At 70.1% G+C, this 14,915-nt stretch carries 14 protein-coding genes; 9 read left to right on the top strand and 5 right to left on the bottom strand.

Translation table 11 applies throughout. The annotated features are described in order from the left end of the window. The first annotated feature begins 109 nt into the window (after window positions 1–109). The 3 genes from BLS97_RS02550 (at window position 110) to fgd (ending at window position 3,713) form a co-directional block, all read left to right on the top strand. The gene (locus tag BLS97_RS02550; protein ID WP_090474458.1) at window positions 110–1,423 is read left to right on the top strand and encodes a bifunctional o-acetylhomoserine/o-acetylserine sulfhydrylase; all 1,314 of its coding nucleotides are present in this window, start codon (window positions 110–112) and stop codon (window positions 1,421–1,423) included. 25 nt (window positions 1,424–1,448) lie between these two features. Beyond that, window positions 1,449–2,561, top strand: coding sequence for a homoserine O-acetyltransferase MetX (gene metX / locus BLS97_RS02545; RefSeq protein ID WP_090474457.1), 1,113 nt, complete (start codon window positions 1,449–1,451; stop codon window positions 2,559–2,561). Window positions 2,562–2,708: 147 nt separating this feature from the next. Further along, window positions 2,709–3,713 (top strand): glucose-6-phosphate dehydrogenase (coenzyme-F420), encoded by a 1,005-nt coding sequence (fgd, locus tag BLS97_RS02540; protein WP_090474456.1) that lies wholly within the window; start codon window positions 2,709–2,711, stop codon window positions 3,711–3,713. A gap of 1 nt (window position 3,714) precedes the next feature. Here fgd and BLS97_RS02535 read toward each other — a convergent pair whose 3' ends face one another. Further along, a complete protein-coding gene (locus BLS97_RS02535; RefSeq protein WP_090474454.1) occupies window positions 3,715–4,233 on the bottom strand; it encodes a DUF1003 domain-containing protein in 519 nt (172 codons plus the stop codon). A 329-nt stretch (window positions 4,234–4,562) separates the two neighbouring features. Between BLS97_RS02535 and eno the strand changes: the two genes are divergently transcribed. The 4 genes from eno to BLS97_RS02515 are packed head-to-tail and all read left to right on the top strand — an operon-like array spanning window position 4,563 to window position 8,160. After that, window positions 4,563–5,843, top strand: coding sequence for a phosphopyruvate hydratase (gene eno, locus BLS97_RS02530; RefSeq protein WP_090474452.1), 1,281 nt, complete (start codon window positions 4,563–4,565; stop codon window positions 5,841–5,843). 2 nt (window positions 5,844–5,845) lie between these two features. Beyond that, window positions 5,846–6,682 (top strand): FtsB family cell division protein, encoded by an 837-nt coding sequence (locus BLS97_RS02525; RefSeq protein WP_090474451.1) that lies wholly within the window; start codon window positions 5,846–5,848, stop codon window positions 6,680–6,682. Beyond that, window positions 6,679–7,206: a DUF501 domain-containing protein gene (locus BLS97_RS02520; RefSeq protein WP_090474449.1), complete on the top strand. Its 528-nt coding sequence runs from the start codon at window positions 6,679–6,681 to the stop codon at window positions 7,204–7,206. The genes BLS97_RS02525 and BLS97_RS02520 overlap by 4 nt, the downstream gene beginning before the upstream one ends. A gap of 60 nt (window positions 7,207–7,266) precedes the next feature. Next, window positions 7,267–8,160, top strand: a complete 894-nt coding sequence (locus tag BLS97_RS02515) for a DMT family protein (RefSeq protein WP_090474447.1) — start codon at window positions 7,267–7,269, stop codon at window positions 8,158–8,160. Here BLS97_RS02515 and BLS97_RS02510 read toward each other — a convergent pair. The 4 genes from BLS97_RS02510 to BLS97_RS02495 are packed head-to-tail and all read right to left on the bottom strand — an operon-like array spanning window position 8,101 to window position 12,683. After that, complete coding sequence (locus BLS97_RS02510; RefSeq protein ID WP_090474445.1) at window positions 8,101–9,702, bottom strand: acyl-CoA dehydrogenase family protein; 1,602 nt, start codon at window positions 9,700–9,702, stop codon at window positions 8,101–8,103. The genes BLS97_RS02515 and BLS97_RS02510 overlap by 60 nt on opposite strands. Before the next feature lie 28 nt (window positions 9,703–9,730). After that, entirely contained in the window at window positions 9,731–10,360 is a 630-nt protein-coding gene (locus BLS97_RS02505; RefSeq protein ID WP_090481138.1) for a LutC/YkgG family protein, read from the bottom strand. 29 nt (window positions 10,361–10,389) lie between these two features. Further along, window positions 10,390–11,904 carry a LutB/LldF family L-lactate oxidation iron-sulfur protein gene (locus tag BLS97_RS02500; RefSeq protein WP_090474444.1) on the bottom strand — a complete coding sequence of 505 codons (1,515 nt, stop codon included), beginning with the start codon at window positions 11,902–11,904 and terminating at the stop codon, window positions 10,390–10,392. After that, window positions 11,901–12,683: a (Fe-S)-binding protein gene (locus BLS97_RS02495; protein WP_090474443.1), complete on the bottom strand. Its 783-nt coding sequence runs from the start codon at window positions 12,681–12,683 to the stop codon at window positions 11,901–11,903. Before BLS97_RS02495 ends, BLS97_RS02500 begins: the two co-directional genes overlap by 4 nt. Window positions 12,684–12,828: 145 nt before the next feature. Here BLS97_RS02495 and BLS97_RS02490 point away from each other — a divergent pair, with 145 nt between their 5' ends. Together BLS97_RS02490 and BLS97_RS02485 are read left to right on the top strand one after the other, a co-directional pair. Beyond that, the gene (locus BLS97_RS02490) at window positions 12,829–13,623 is read left to right on the top strand and encodes a FadR/GntR family transcriptional regulator (RefSeq protein WP_090474441.1); all 795 of its coding nucleotides are present in this window, start codon (window positions 12,829–12,831) and stop codon (window positions 13,621–13,623) included. An 11-nt stretch (window positions 13,624–13,634) separates the two neighbouring features. After that, complete coding sequence (locus BLS97_RS02485; protein WP_090474440.1) at window positions 13,635–14,630, top strand: Ppx/GppA phosphatase family protein; 996 nt, start codon at window positions 13,635–13,637, stop codon at window positions 14,628–14,630. Window positions 14,631–14,915: the final 285 nt, after the last annotated feature.

The raw sequence follows: 14,915 nt of genomic DNA, 5'->3' as shown, positions 1-14,915 counted from the left end.
GAGCCCAAATCGTTGTCGAATCGGGTGAGTCGCTGCCTCATCGGCGGCTCACCGCCACCCGTCTGCGACCGGAACCGTGTCGCAGACCCACCCAGCCTGGAGCCCACCGATGAGCCCCCAATGGTCCTTCGAAACCCGCCAGATCCACGCCGGCCAGACGCCTGACCCGACCACCAAGGCCAGAGCCTTGCCGATCTACCAGACGACGTCGTTCGCGTTCGACTCGTCCGAGCACGGTCGCAAACTCTTCGCGCTGGAAGAGCTCGGCAACATCTACACCCGCATCATGAACCCCACCACGGCCGTCGTGGAGGACCGGATCGCATCGCTGGAGGGTGGCGTCGGCGCACTGCTGGTCGCCTCCGGCCAGGCTGCCGAGACCCTGGCCATTCTGTCGATCGCCGAGGCCGGCGACCACATCGTGTCCTCCCCGCGGCTCTACGGCGGCACCTACAACCTGCTGCACTACACCCTGCCGAAGTACGGCATCACGGTCGACTTCGTGGAGAACCCGGACAGCGCCGAGTCCTGGCAGGCCGCGGTGAAGCCGAACACGAAGCTGTTCTACGCCGAGTCGATCTCCAACCCGCAACTCGACGTCCTGGACTTCGAGGTGGTCTCGGCGGTGGCCCACGCCAACGGCGTGCCGTTGATCGTGGACAACACCGTGCCGACCCCGTATCTCATCCGACCGTTCGAGCACGGCGCCGACATCGTGGTGCATTCGGCGACCAAGTACCTGGGCGGTCACGGGACGGCCATCGGCGGCGCCATCGTCGACTCCGGCAATTTCGACTGGACGGCCGACCCGGAGAAGTTCCCCAACTTCAACAACCCGGACCCGAGTTACAACAACCTGGTCTGGGGCCGCGATCTCGGTCCGGAAGGCCTGTTCAAGGCGAACGTCTCGTTCATCTTCAAGGTGCGCCTCCAGTCGCTGCGCGACATGGGCCCGGCCATCTCGCCGTTCAACGCCTTCCTGCTGGCCCAGGGCATCGAGACGCTGAGCCTGCGGATCGAGCGGCACGTCGCGAACGCGACCGCGGTGGCCAAGTTCCTGCAAGGACGCGACGAGGTCCAGTCGGTGTCCTACCCGGCCCTGGAGTCCAGTCCGTGGCACGCCCAGCAGCAGAAGTACTCGCCCCTGGGCGGTGGCCCGATCGTCTCGTTCGAGATCAAGGGTGGCGTCGCCGCCGGACAGAAGTTCACCGACGCCCTGGAGCTGTTCACCAACCTGGCCAACATCGGCGACGTCCGGTCGCTGGTGATCCATCCGGCCTCGACCACCCACAGCCAGCTCTCGCCCGAGGAGCAGCTGACCACCGGCGTCACGCCCGGACTGATCCGGCTGGCCGTCGGTACCGAGAACGTCGACGACATCCTGGCCGACCTGGACGCCGGGTTCCGCGCGGCGAAGTCCTGATCCGGGCTGCTCCCTCGGCCGCACCATGACCCTGACCTCTCGACCCGGTACCACCGCCGAGCCTGTGGGCTCCGGCGGCGGTACCGGCCTGCCCGGGGCCCGTCGGTACCTCGACATCGGTGACCTGTCGCTGGAGTCCGGGGTCACCCTGAGCGGGGTGCGGATCTGTTACGAATCCTGGGGGCAGCTCAACGAGCGCGGCGACAACGCCGTGCTCGTCGAGCACGCGCTGACCGGCGACTCGCACGTCGTCGGGCCACCCGGCCCCGATCACCCGACCCCCGGCTGGTGGGAGGGGCTGATCGGTCTCGGGTCCCCCTTGGACGAACGGTATTTCGTGGTCGCGGCCAACGTGCTCGGCGGGTGCCGGGGAACCACCGGGCCGTCCTCGCCCGCTCCCGACGGCCAGCCGTACGGATCGCGGTTCCCCGCGATCACCGTCCGCGACCAGGTCAAGGCCGAGGCCGCCCTGGCCGAGCACCTGGGCATCAGCTCCTTCGCGGCCGTGCTCGGCGGCTCGATGGGCGGCATGCGGGCCCTGGAGTGGGGGGTCACCTACCCCGCCCAGGTCCGGCGGGTGATCGCGGTGGCCACGACGGCGGCCGCGTCCGGAGACCAGATCGCTTGGGCGGCATCGCAACTGGCCGCCATCCGGATGGATCCGGACTTCGCCGGCGGCGATTACTACGCCGGTCGACCGCCGTTGCGGGGGCTGTCGGTGGCACGTCAGATCGCCCACACGACCTACCGGTCCGGGTATGAACTGAACACCCGGTTCGGCCGTGCCCGTCAGGACGACGGACCGCAGTTCGCCGTCGAGTCGTACCTGGACCATCACGGCACCAAGCTCGGTCGGCGGTTCGACGCCAACTCTTACATGGTGCTGACCGAGGCGATGAACGCCCATGATATCGGCCGCGGCCGCGGCGGGGTCGAGGCCGTGCTGCAACGGTTCTCGCCGCGGCTGACGGCTGCCGTGGTCGATTCGGACCGGCTGTACACGCCCGCCGAGGGGGCGCGCCTGGCCACCGCCCGCGGCGCGGCCCCCCTGGTCACCATGCACTCGGATCACGGGCACGACGGGTTCCTGATCGAAGCGGCCCAGGTGGCGGCCGTCGTCCGGGGGGCGCTGGCCTGACCGACCCCCGGACACGGTCCGAACGGGTCGGGTGCCGTGAGGGCCGGGTCGGGGCCGGGGTAAGAATGTGGAGAACGCCGGCCCCGATGACGGGGCGCGGGCGGGAGCAGCGAACGTCCCGTCATCGGGGCAGAAAGAGGGTCGGTGATGGCATTGCGCCTGGGGTACAAGGCTTCAGCGGAGCAGTTCGGACCGAAGGAGCTGGCCGATTTCGGCGTGCTGGCCGAGCAGGCCGGATTCGATTCGGTCTTCGTCTCCGACCACCTGCAACCCTGGCGACACGACGGGGGACACGCTCCGGCCGCGCTGCCCTGGCTGGGGGCGCTCGGCGCCCGTACCGAGAAGATCACCCTCGGCACCTCGGTCCTGACCCCGACGTTCCGGTACCACCCGGCCGTCATCGCCCAGGCCTTCGCCACCCTGGGGCTGCTGTTCCCGGGTCGGATCATCCTCGGCGTGGGCTCGGGCGAATCCCTCAACGAGGTCCCGCTCGGCCTGACCTGGCCCGACGGCAAGGAGCGGTTCGCCCGCCTGAAAGAAGCGGTGCTGCTGATCCAGCAGCTGTGGCGGGAGGACCGGGTCACCTTCGACGGCACCTACTACTCGACCGACAAGGCGACCATCTACGACAAGCCGGAACAGCCGGTGCCGATCTACATCGGGGCCTCCGGCCCGGCTGCGACCCGCCTGGCCGGACGGATCGCCGACGGCTTCATCACCACCTCCGGCAAGGCCGACACCCTGTACCGGGACACCCTGCTCCCGGCCCTGGCCGAAGGAGCGGGCAAGGTCGGCCGCACCCTGGACGATCTCGACCTGCTCATCGAGATGAAGGTCTCCTTCGACCACGACCGCGAGAAGGCCATGCACGACACCAAGTACTGGGGTGCGCTGGCGCTGACCCCGGAGCAGAAGTCCGGGGTCGAGGACCCCATCGAGATGCAGCGGCTGGCCGATGCGCTCCCGGTGGAACAGGCCGCCTCCCGCTGGATCGTGTCCAGCGACCCGGAAGAACACGTCGAGAAGATCAAGCACTACGTCGATCTCGGCTTCCGGCATCTGGTCTTCCATGCCCCCGGCCCGGACCAGGCCCGATTCCTGGAGCTCTACGGAGCCGAGGTGCTACCCCGGCTCCGCGCCCTCGGCGTCTGATTCAGCCGGTCGGGGCGGTCCCCGGGGTGCCGGTTGCGGCCTGCGGGGTGCCGGTTGCGGCCTGCGGGGTGCCGGTTGCGGCGCCCGTCGGGTCGTCCAGCAACCGCCGGTGCAGCTCCGTGGTCAGCACGTGGATCTCGCGGGTCAGGTCGGTGTTGGTCTTGAGTTCGAGTTCCTGCTCGACGAAGTCGTGATCCGCCTTGTGCTGCTGGAAGGCCGCGGCCCGGTTCTGGCCGATCATCACGAAGGTGGACAGGAAGATCGCCTCGAGCGACACGACCAGGGTCAGCGTCGGCCACGGCGACTTCTCGACCAGGAGCATCCAGACGCCGAACACCACGATGTGCAGGTAGACGAAGTTCATCGATCCCGCGAACGAGGTGATGGCATCGGCCACCTTCAGCTGCACGTTTCCGGCGCGGTGTTCGAAGGCCGCGACCACCGTCGGGTGGTGGGGGACGGTGGGGTCGAGCCGGCGACGGCTGAAGTACGGGATGGTCTTCTTGGCGGTTCCGGGCATCGATGGCTCCAACGCTGGTCGTTTCACGGCCAGGCCCGGCCGTTCGCAGCGCACTATCCACCCGTGGCGGTACCCGTGACGACCGAATCCACCGATTCACAGGCAAACGGCCCATCGGTTTCACGCCCGCGCCTTCTGATCCACCCGAACGGTCGCAGCAAGCCGTGACGACCGGGCGAGTCCGGTGCCGGTGAACCCCGCCGCGCCGATAAGGTGACCATGGAGCAGCGTGGCTCCGTCCCTGGCGTGGCCGCGGCCGCCGGTGAGCGATCACCGGTTCGCAGTACGGCAGCTCAAACATGACAACCCGCTAGTGAAGGGATGTGCCCGTGGCGGCCATCGAACTCATCGGAGCCCGCGAGATCCTCGATTCCCGGGGCAATCCCACCATCGAGGTGGAAGTCGCCCTGGAGGACGGGTCACTGGCCCGCGCGGCCGTGCCGTCCGGTGCATCGACCGGCGAGCACGAGGCCGTCGAACTGCGGGACGGCGACCCGGGCCGTTACCTCGGCAAGGGCGTCCAGAAGGCGGTCGAGGCCGTGCTCGACGAGATCGGCCCCGAGCTGGTCGGCTTCGACGCCACCGAGCAGCGGCTGATCGACCAGAAGCTGATCGACATCGACGGCACCCCGGACAAGAGCCGGATCGGCGCCAACGCCATCCTCGGCGTCTCGCTGGCCGTGGCCAAGGCGGCCGCCGACTCGGCCGAGCTCGAACTGTTCCGCTACATCGGTGGCCCCAACGCCCACATCCTCCCGGTCCCGATGATGAACATCGTCAACGGCGGCGCGCACGCCGACACCGCGGTGGACGTTCAGGAATTCATGATCGCGCCGATCGGCGCCCCCACCTTCCGCGAGGCCCTGCGCTGGGGCGCCGAGGTCTACCACTCGCTCAAGTCGGTACTCAAGAGCAAGGGTCTGTCCACCGGGCTCGGCGACGAGGGCGGATTCGCCCCGTCCCTGGCCTCCAACCGGGCCGCCCTGGATCTGATCGCCGAGGCGGTGACCAAGGCCGGCTTCACGGTGGGCACGGACATCGCGTTCGCCATGGACGTGGCGGCCACGGAGTTCTACTCCGACGGCGCGTACACCTTCGAAGGTGCCAAGAAGTCCTCGGCCGATCTGATCAAGTACTACGCCGAGCTGGTCGCGAACTACCCGATCGTCTCCATCGAGGACCCGCTGTCCGAGGACGACTGGGACGGCTGGGTGGCCATGACGTCCGAGATGGGCAGCAAGATCCAGATCGTCGGCGACGACCTGTTCGTCACCAACCCCGACCGCATCGAAGAGGGCATCGCCCGGGGCGCCGCCAACGCACTTCTGGTCAAGGTCAACCAGATCGGCACCCTGTCGGAAACCCTCGACGCGGTGACGCTGGCCCAGAACAACGGCTACCGCTGCATGATGAGCCACCGCAGCGGCGAGACCGAGGACACCACCATCGCCGACCTGGCCGTCGCCACCAGCTGCGGCCAGATCAAGACCGGTGCTCCGGCCCGGTCCGAACGGGTGGCCAAGTACAACCAGCTGCTCCGCATCGAGGACAACCTCGGCGATGCGGCCCGGTACCTGGGTGAACTCGCGTTCCCGCGGTTCAAGGCCTGACCTTGACCGACAGCACACCACGCCGGCGCGCGCGCAGCACCGGACCCTCGCGGTCCGGTGCGGTCGCGCGCACCGGTCGTGGGAGCTCACGAGGGCGGACCGGGCGTCCGGCCTCGTCCGCCGGGCCGGACGCGCAGGGAATCGGCCAGACGCCGGCCGCGGGGAACGACGCCTCCGGGGTCGGCTGGTCCGCCCCGCGACCACCGCGGACCGGGCCGACGCCGCGGCCGGCCGGGAAGCGCCCCGGCACGGCCCCGCCGGCCACCCCCGGACGTCGCGGACGCCGGCGCACCGGCGTCACCGTCCGCGGCCTGAGCCGACCGGCCGAGACCAAACGCAGTGCCTCACAACTGGTCAAGCAGGTCGCGGTGCTCGGCCTGGTGTTCTGCGCCGTGGCCCTGGCTCTGGCCGTACCGCTGCGCAACTACCTGACCCAGCGCGCGGACCTCGGTGCGGAAGTGAGTACCGAGCAGAAGCTCCGGGTGCAGCTCGCGGCGCTCGAGGAGGAGCGGGCGGCCCTGACCGACCCGGCCTACATCGCGGCCGAGGCCAAGCGGCGCCTGCAGTACGTCAAGCCCGGTGACACCGTGTTCGTGGTGAACGCGCCGGCGCTGCCGAAACCGAAGGCGGCGTCCCCGGTCACCCCCGGCACCGCGGCGCCCTGGTACTCGCACCTCTGGGACACCCTGTCCGACCCGACGGTGACGAAGGCGCCCGGCCCGGCCCCCACGTCCGGTTCGACCGCGCCGACCACCGCGCCCTCGGCGCCGGCCGCCGCGCCCGGCAAGTCGACCACGCCGCGCAGTTCGGCCGCCGCTCGAACCGGAGCCGGGCGATGAACGCGGAGTCCGGTGTCTTCGGCGCCGCAAACGATCTGCAGGCCGTGACCGATGCCGATCGCGAGGCCTTCCAGCGGGAACTCGGACGGCCGCCGCGGGGCATCCTGGCCGTGGCCTACCGCTGCGCGCACCAGGTGCCGGCCGTCGTGCTGACATCGCCGCGGCTCGAGGACGGCACGCCGTTTCCCACCATGTACTACCTGTGCTGCAAGGAACTCAACGCGGCCGTCAGCCGGATGGAGTCCGAGGGCGTCATGAAGGAGATGACCGAACGTCTCGCCCAGGACCCCGACCTCGCCGCCGCGTACCGACGCGCCCACGACAGCTACCTGGCCACCCGCAATGCGCTGGGCGATCTCGGGATCGCCGTCACCGCCGGCGGAATGCCGGACCGGGTGAAGTGCCTGCACGTGTTGGTCGCGCACTCGCTGGCCGTCGGCCGGGGCGTCAACCCGTTGGGTGACGAAGCGGTGGATCGCTTGGGCGACTATTTCCGCGGGGAGCCGGCCTGCTCGCACCTGTGATCAGGTGCTCCTCGTCGATGGGGACAACGGCGGTCGATCGGTGACGGAAGGGGTCGGACGGTGATCTTCGGACTGCTGTGCGCGGTCCTCGCGTCGGTCTGCTATGGCAGCGCGTCCGTGCTGCAGGCCGTCGGCGCCCGCCGGACGACGACCTCCGCGAATCTCGACCCCCGCCTGTTCATCCGGCTGCTCGGTCAACTGCCGTATGTCATCGGTATCGGCTTGGACGTGATCGGGTTCGTCGTCTCGGTCGTGGCCCTGCAGCTGCACCAGCCCTTGTTCGTGGTCCAGGCGATCGTCGCCGGCAACGTCGGCGTGACGGCCGCCATCGTGGCCTTCATGGGCACACCGCTGAGGCGGGCGGAATGGCTTGCCATCTCCGGCCTCGGGCTGGGCCTGGTGCTGCTGGCGCTGTCGGCCGGCGCGGAGAAGGACGTCGTCCTGGCCACTGTCTGGTACTGGGTGATGCTGGCCGCGGCGGTCCCGGTCGGGCTGATCGGAGCGGTGGGGCTGCGCCTGACCGGGGCGCCGGCGGCAGTGCTGCTCGGTACGGCCGCCGGCCTCGGCTTCGGCATCACCGCCATCGCGTCCCGCAGCCTGGTGGTGCCGGACCAGTGGTGGCGGCTGATCTATTCGCCGGCGCTGTGGGCGATCGCGGCCGGCGGCGGCATCGCCATGCTTATCTTCGGGCTGGCGCTGCAACGGGTTCCGGTGACGACGGTGATGGCGTTCGTGGTGATCACCGAGACCATCGTTCCGTCGGCGATCGGCGTGGCCTGGCTGGGCGATACCTTCCGGTCCGGGTTCGTGGCCGTCGCCCTGATCGGGCTGACGCTGGCCCTGCTCGGGGCCGCGTTGCTGGCCCGGTTCGGCGAGGTCGACCTGGAGAAGATCTCAGTCGGGGCCGGGCGTGACGGCGGCGACGATCCTCGCCAGATCGAAGCCACGGGGTAGTTCGCCGTAGGCCCGGGCGCCGGATCCGGCCAGCCGGGTGGCGCAGTAGAGGCCGCTGACCTGCGCCGGGGCCGATCGCAGCAGCAGTGACGCCCCGAACAGGCGGGCGGCCGAACCGGCCAGCTCACGGGCCGAGATTTCGTCCGGGTCCCGGAGCCGGGCCCGGAGCCGGGTCACTGCGGCGTCGAAGTGGCGGTCGACGCCGAGGGCCGGCGACAACTCGGCCAGCAAGGCCTCGCCCGGGTCCGGGGACCGGGTAACGGCCCGGACGGCGTCCAGCGCGGCCACGTTTCCGGACCCCTCCCAGATGCCGTTCAGCGGCGACTCGCGGAACAGCCGCGGCATCACCGATTCCTCGACGTATCCGTTGCCGCCCAAGCATTCCAGGGCCTCGGCCACGGCCGGCACGGCCTGTTTGCAGACCCAGAACTTGCTGACCGGAAGAGCAATCCGCAGCAGTGTGGTCTCTCCGGCGTCGACCGCGGCGGCCAGCCGCAATCCGATCGACGTCGACGCCCACGACTCGACGGCCAGGTCGGCCAGCACAGCCGTCATCGCCGGCTGGTCGGCCAGTCGACGCCCGAACGCGATCCGGTGGGCGGCGTGGTGGGTGGCCTGGGACAGGGCCGCCCGCAGGCCACCGGCCGAGCCGAGCACGCAGTCGAGCCGGGTCATCGTCACCATCCGCAGGATGGTCCGGACGCCGGCCCCCTCGTCACCGACCCGATGGGCCATAGCCGCGTCGTACTCGACCTCGGCCGAGGCGTTCGAGCGGTTGCCGAGCTTGTCCTTGAGGCGCTGCAGCGCCATCGTGTTGCGTTCGCCCCCGGGGAGGACCCGCGGCAGCAGGAAGCAGGTCAGGCCGCCCGGGGCCTGGGCCAAGGTCAGGAACAGGTCGTTCATCGGGGCCGAGGTGAACCACTTGTGGCCGGTCAGCCGATAGATGTCACCCCCGGCCGCGTCCGGGACGGCCCTGGTGGTTCCGGCCCGGACGTCGGAGCCGCCCTGCTTCTCGGTCATCGACATCCCGGCCAGCAGCCCGGCCTTGCCCGATGGATCGGTCAGTCCCGGTTGGTAGACCAGCGAGGTGAGACCCGGACCGAACTCCGCCATCAGCTCGGGCGACTCGCGGAGGGTGGCCACGGCGGCGTAGGTCATCGAGATGGGACACAGATGGCCGGCCTCGGCCTGGGTCCAGACGTAGAAGGCGGCCGCCCGGCGTCGATGGGCGTGCGGGTCGGCCGACGCCCAGGTCGCTCCGGCCAGCCCGGCGCCGACCGCATGCCGCATCAGCGTGTGCCAGGCCGGGTGGAACTCGACCTCGTCGATCCGGTGCCCGGTCCCGTCGAATGTCCGCAGGACGGGTGAGCAGGCGTTGGCCAGCCGGGCGGCCTCGATGGTCTCGGCCGACCCGGCGAGGGAGCCCAGCTCCCGCAGGCTCTCGTCCACCGGACCGGCCGCGGCCAGGGCCGGGTCCGCTGCGGTGACGTCGACCCCGACGAGGGGCGGTACCTGGTTCAGGACGACATGCGTCGGCGTCATGCCGCCATCTTGGCAGCCTCGGTGGTGGTCAGCGGGTGATCAGGACCCGGAGGGTGCGGGGACCGTGCACGCCCTCGACCCGGGAGAGTTCGATGTCGCTGGTCGCCGACGGCCCGGAGATCATGGTCAGCGGCGCGGTCGGCGTCAGGCGACGCAGACCGTCGGGCACCGTTTCGACGATCTGTTCCAGCCGGACGATCACCACCAGTAGGTCGGGAACCAGGCTGATGGCCCGGCGCCCCTCGTCGCCCCGGCCGGACAGGATGATCGTTCCGGTGACGGCGATGGCCACCGTCGCTCCGGTGACCACGGCATCGATCCGGTCGAGCTCGACCGGGGTGAGGACGGCGGGATCGGAGTCGACCACGACCGTGCGTCCGCCGGCGGCGGACCCGGCACGGGCCGGTTCCGGCAACCCGGCCGGTACCACCACCGACCGGGCCCAGCCAAGGGCGACGTCCACCGCGGCCGGCAGCTCGGCGGTCGAGCCGACCACGGTGACCTCGGCCTTGTAGTCCAGGAGCCGGTCGACGAGAAGGTCCAGCACCTGTTCGGAGCCGGGGGCGTTGGTACCCGCTCGTTGGTAGGCCCGGGGAACCGGACCGGGGGCGACGGCCGGTGACCCGGCGGCCACCGCGGCCCGGATCCGGTCGAGCATGGCCGACCGGGTGGTCGACCGGGGCGTCGTCACGACGGGTCTCCTTCTCCGGCAACCGGTGCCGGGGCGACGTGATCGTCCCGCCACCACTGCCGGAACGTCTGTTTGGGTGGGGCCGGAAGGTCGCGGCTGGTCGACCAGGCCGACAGCGGGAACGGCAGGGTGCTGATCCGGCCCTTCTTGCCGGCCAGCACCCGGCCGGCCTTGCTCAGGGATTCGGCGGCGGCGAAACGCTTCTCGTTGGACATCACCCACGAGGCCGCCTTCATGGCGGCGGCCCAGCCGCCGGGAAGTCCGTGGCCGCGGTCGGCATCGACGGCGCGACCACGGAGTTCCACCAGCATGGTCGGGATGTCGATCTTCACCGGGCAGGCATCGAAACAGGCCCCGCAGAGGGTCGACGCGTAGGGGAGGGTGGAGTTCACGTCGTCGTGCCCGGCCATGCCGGTGAGCTGCGGGGTCAGGACCGCCCCGATCGGCCCGGGATAGACCGAACCGTAGGCGTGGCCGCCGGCCCGTTCGTACACCGGGCAGACGTTCAGGCAGGCCGAGCAGCGGATGCAGTGCAACGCGGTGCGGCCGAGTTCGTCGGCCAGCGCGTTGGTCCGTCCGTTGTCCAGCAGCACCAGGTGGAAGTCCTGCGGGCCGTCGCCCGGGGTGACGCCGGTCCACAGCGAGGTGTACGGGTTCATCCGCTCGCCGGTCGAGCTGCGGGGCAGCAGTTGCAGGAACACCTCCAGATCGTCGAAGGTCGGCAGCAACTTCTCGATCCCCATGACGGTGATCAGGGTGTCGGGCAGGGTCAGACACATCCGCCCGTTGCCCTCGGACTCGACCACGGCCAGGGTCCCGGTGTCGGCGATCCCGAAGTTCGCGCCGGAGACGGCGACCTTGGCCGAGAGGAACTTGCGCCGCAGATGGGCCCGGGCGGCCATGGCGAGCACTCGGGGTTCGTCGGTCAGATCGGATGGTGCGTCCTGCATCTCGGCCAGGAAGATGTCCCGGATCTCCGCCCGCCCGCGGTGGATGGCCGGCACCAGGATGTGCGACGGCTTGTCGTGGCCCAGCTGGACGATCAACTCGGCCAGGTCGGTCTCGATCGCCGCGATGCCCTGCTCTTCCAGGTACTCGTTCAGCCCGATCTCCTGAGTGGCCATGGACTTGACCTTGACCACCTCATCGGCGCCGGTGGCCTTGACCAGCTCGGTCACGATCTGGTTGGCCTGCAGCGCATCGGCCGCCCAGTGCACCGTGCCGCCGCGGGCGGTGACCGCCGCCTCCAGCTGTTCCAGCAGTTCCGGAAGCCGGGCCATCACGTCGGCCTTCACTGCGGATGCGGTGTCGCGCAGTGCTTCCCAGTCCGGCACCTCGTCCACCACGGCCGCCCGTTTGGCCCGGATGGTGGCCGTGGCCCGGCCGAGGTTGCGCCGCTGCACCGTGTTGCCGACGGCCCGCCTGGCCGCGACCGGGAAGGTCTCGGTGCCGCGCAGCGGACTCTCCGTCCCGGTCGAACGCCGAATGGGCACGCCCAGGAACGTCGTCATACCGTCACCGTGGTGGCCTGGGAATCGGCGGCTCGGGGCGCGGCGGACCGGGTGGAGGCCAGGATCTCGGCCAGATGGACGGTGCGGACCCCGGTTCGCAAGCGGTTCAGACCGCCGCCGATGTGCATCAGGCACGACGAATCGCCGGCCGAGCACACCTCGGCCTTGGTGGCCAGCACGTCGGACATCTTGTCGGCCAGCATCGCGGTGGACACCTCGGGGTTCTTGAGCGCGAAGGTCCCGCCGAACCCGCAACACTGATCGGCGTTGGGCAGCTCGACCAGATCGATCCCGCTGACGTTGCGCAGCAGGGTCAACGGCTTCTCGCCGACGCGCAGCATCCGCAGCGAGTGGCAGGTCGGGTGGTAGGTGACGCGGTGCGGGTAGTAGGCCCCGACGTCGGTCAGCCCGAGAACGTCGACCAGCAGCTCGGAAAGCTCGAAAGTCTTGTCGGCCAATGACTTCGCCCGGCGCTCGAGGTCGGTGTCGCCGGCCCGTCGAGCCACCATGGCGTGTTGGTGCCGGATCGAACCAACGCACGACCCGGATGGTGCGACGGCGACATCGAACTCGGCCGGGTCGAAGACATCGACGTGATGACGCACCACCGGGACGGCTTCGTCCAGGTACCCGGTGTTGATGTGCATCTGCCCGCAACAGGTCTGGTCGGCCGGGAAGACCACCTCGTGACCGAGCCGCTCCAGCAGGTGGGTGGTGGCGATGGCGACCCCGGGGAACAGGGCGTCGGCCAGACACGTGGCGACGAGCGCAATGCGCATGGACGGACTCCAGATGAGCTGGGAGCGGCGGATGGGGCGCGGGTACCGGCCACGGACCGGTGGCGTACGTCCGGCCTGGTGTGGTCAGACCACAGTAGGATAGTGAGGTCGGACCATGTAGGCAATCCCCGAGGAGCCCCGAAGAATGACAGCTCGTCCGGTGGCCCGGAGCTATCAGACGGTGCTGGCCCGGATCGAGGCCGACCTGGCCGGTGGTCGCCTGCAGGTCGGTGGCCGGCTGCCGGGGGAGCGCGTCCTGGCCGAGCGGTACGGCGTTTCCCGAGCCAGCGTGCGAGAGGCGATCCGCGTGCTCGAGGCGATGGGGCTGATCCGCACGGCCGCCGGATCCGGGCCGGAGGCGGGAGCGATCCTGATCTCCGACCCGGCCGCACCCATCGGTGCCGCGCTGCGCTGGCACCTGGCCAGCCGACATCTTCCGGTCGGGGACCTGGTCGCGACCCGGGTGTTGATCGAATCGTGGGCGCTGCGCGAGGCAGCCACCGCACAGGCCATCGCACTGGGCACGGCACAGGCCCTCGATCTCGGCCCGGCGCGGACGTTGCTGAGCGCGATGGACGCCCCAGAACTGGGCGCCACCGAGTTCTTGGCCCTGGACACCCGCTTTCATGTGGAGTTGGCCCGGCTGGCCGGGAACGTGGTGATCACGGCCATCATGTCGGCCATGCGGGAGGGCATCGAGAGCTACGTGACGCAAGCGGTGGCGGCGTTGCCGCCCGCACCCGACAAGGATTCTCTGCCGGCGTCGGGGCCGTCGTCCCGCGGGCGGGACGACGGCCCCGGATGGCCGGAGATGGCGGGTCTCCTGCGGACCCAGCACACGGGCATGCTGGACGCCGTGGCCGCCGGGAACCCGGTGGTGGCGGCCGAACTGGTCGCCGCCCACATCGAAGGGTTCTACCGAGCGACGGGAGTCGGCTGAGTTGAGTTGGTATGGGTAAGCACAGCGCGACCGCCGATCCGGGGTCTTCACGACGGGTGGCGGCCATCGACTGCGGCACCAATTCGATCCGTCTTCTGGTCGCTGACCTGACCGTGGTCGACGGAGCCGTGCGGCTCACCGACGTGCACCGGGAGATGCGGGTGGTCCGCCTCGGGGAGGGGGTTGACGCGACCGGTCGGCTGTCGCCGGCGGCCATCGACCGCACGTGGAGCGCACTGGCCGCCTACACGGCGATCCTGCGGGCCGAAGGGGCGGTGCAGGTACGGATGGCGGCGACGTCGGCCACCCGCGACGCCGACAACCGTGCCGACTTCGTGGCCATGGTCACCTCGACGCTCGGACAGGAGCCCGAGGTGATCACCGGAGCCGAGGAGGCGGCGCTGTCGTTCCGCGGCGCCGTTGGCGATCTCGATCCGTCCACCGGGCCGTTCCTGGTGGTGGACATCGGTGGTGGGTCGACCGAGATGGTCGTCGGCTCGGTGGTGGACGGCCGGATCGTCATCGCCGGGGAGGTGAGTCTGGACATCGGCTGCGTGCGGATCACCGAGCGGGTGCTCCGCGGCGATCCGCCGACGGCGGCCGAGCGGCGTGAGGCGGAGAAGTGGGCCAGGGCCGTGCTCGGCGACGGCCTCGACCAGTTGCCGGTGCGTTCCGTCCGTCGACTCGTGCCCGTCTCCGGTACCGCGACGACGGTGGCCGCGGCGGCCCTGCGGCTGCCGACCTACGATCCCGACCGCATCCATCTCGCCCACATCCCGGCATCGCGGGTCCACCAGGTGGCGGACACCCTGCTGGGCGCCACTCGCGCGCACAGGGCGGCACTGGGCTACATGCACCCCGGCCGGGTGGATGTCATCGGGGGCGGTGCCCTCGTCCTGTCCACCCTGGTGTCGCTGGTGCGGGAACGGGTCGCTCCGGGGGCTGTGGAGGAGATCACAGTCTCCGAACACGACATTTTGGACGGGCTCGCGTTGTCCCTCGCCTGAGTGGTCCGGTGCGCCGTGGATCGGTCCGCCGACGGGCGATGGTCGGGTGTCGGGCCGGGTCGATTTCCCCTGGTGACGACGGGAAGAACCGACCCCGTGGTCCGTTGTCCGGTCCGGAATGTTTCGCACGGCGTCATATTCGAAGTTCTCGGACTTTCATGATCAATTCTGTCGTCGATCACGCGTCGTTCAAAAGTTTCTGGGCACCGGATTGCAACTTTTCTATCTCATTCAGGTAACGTACCCGGTGCGGTCCGGCCGGCCGCTTGGAGGAGTCACGCACTG

This window comes from Nakamurella panacisegetis, from assembly GCF_900104535.1.
GTDB lineage: Bacteria > Actinomycetota > Actinomycetes > Mycobacteriales > Nakamurellaceae > Nakamurella > Nakamurella panacisegetis.
The sequence above is the reverse complement of the archived record's forward strand: the minus strand, read 5'-3'. Positions and strand labels throughout refer to the sequence as shown.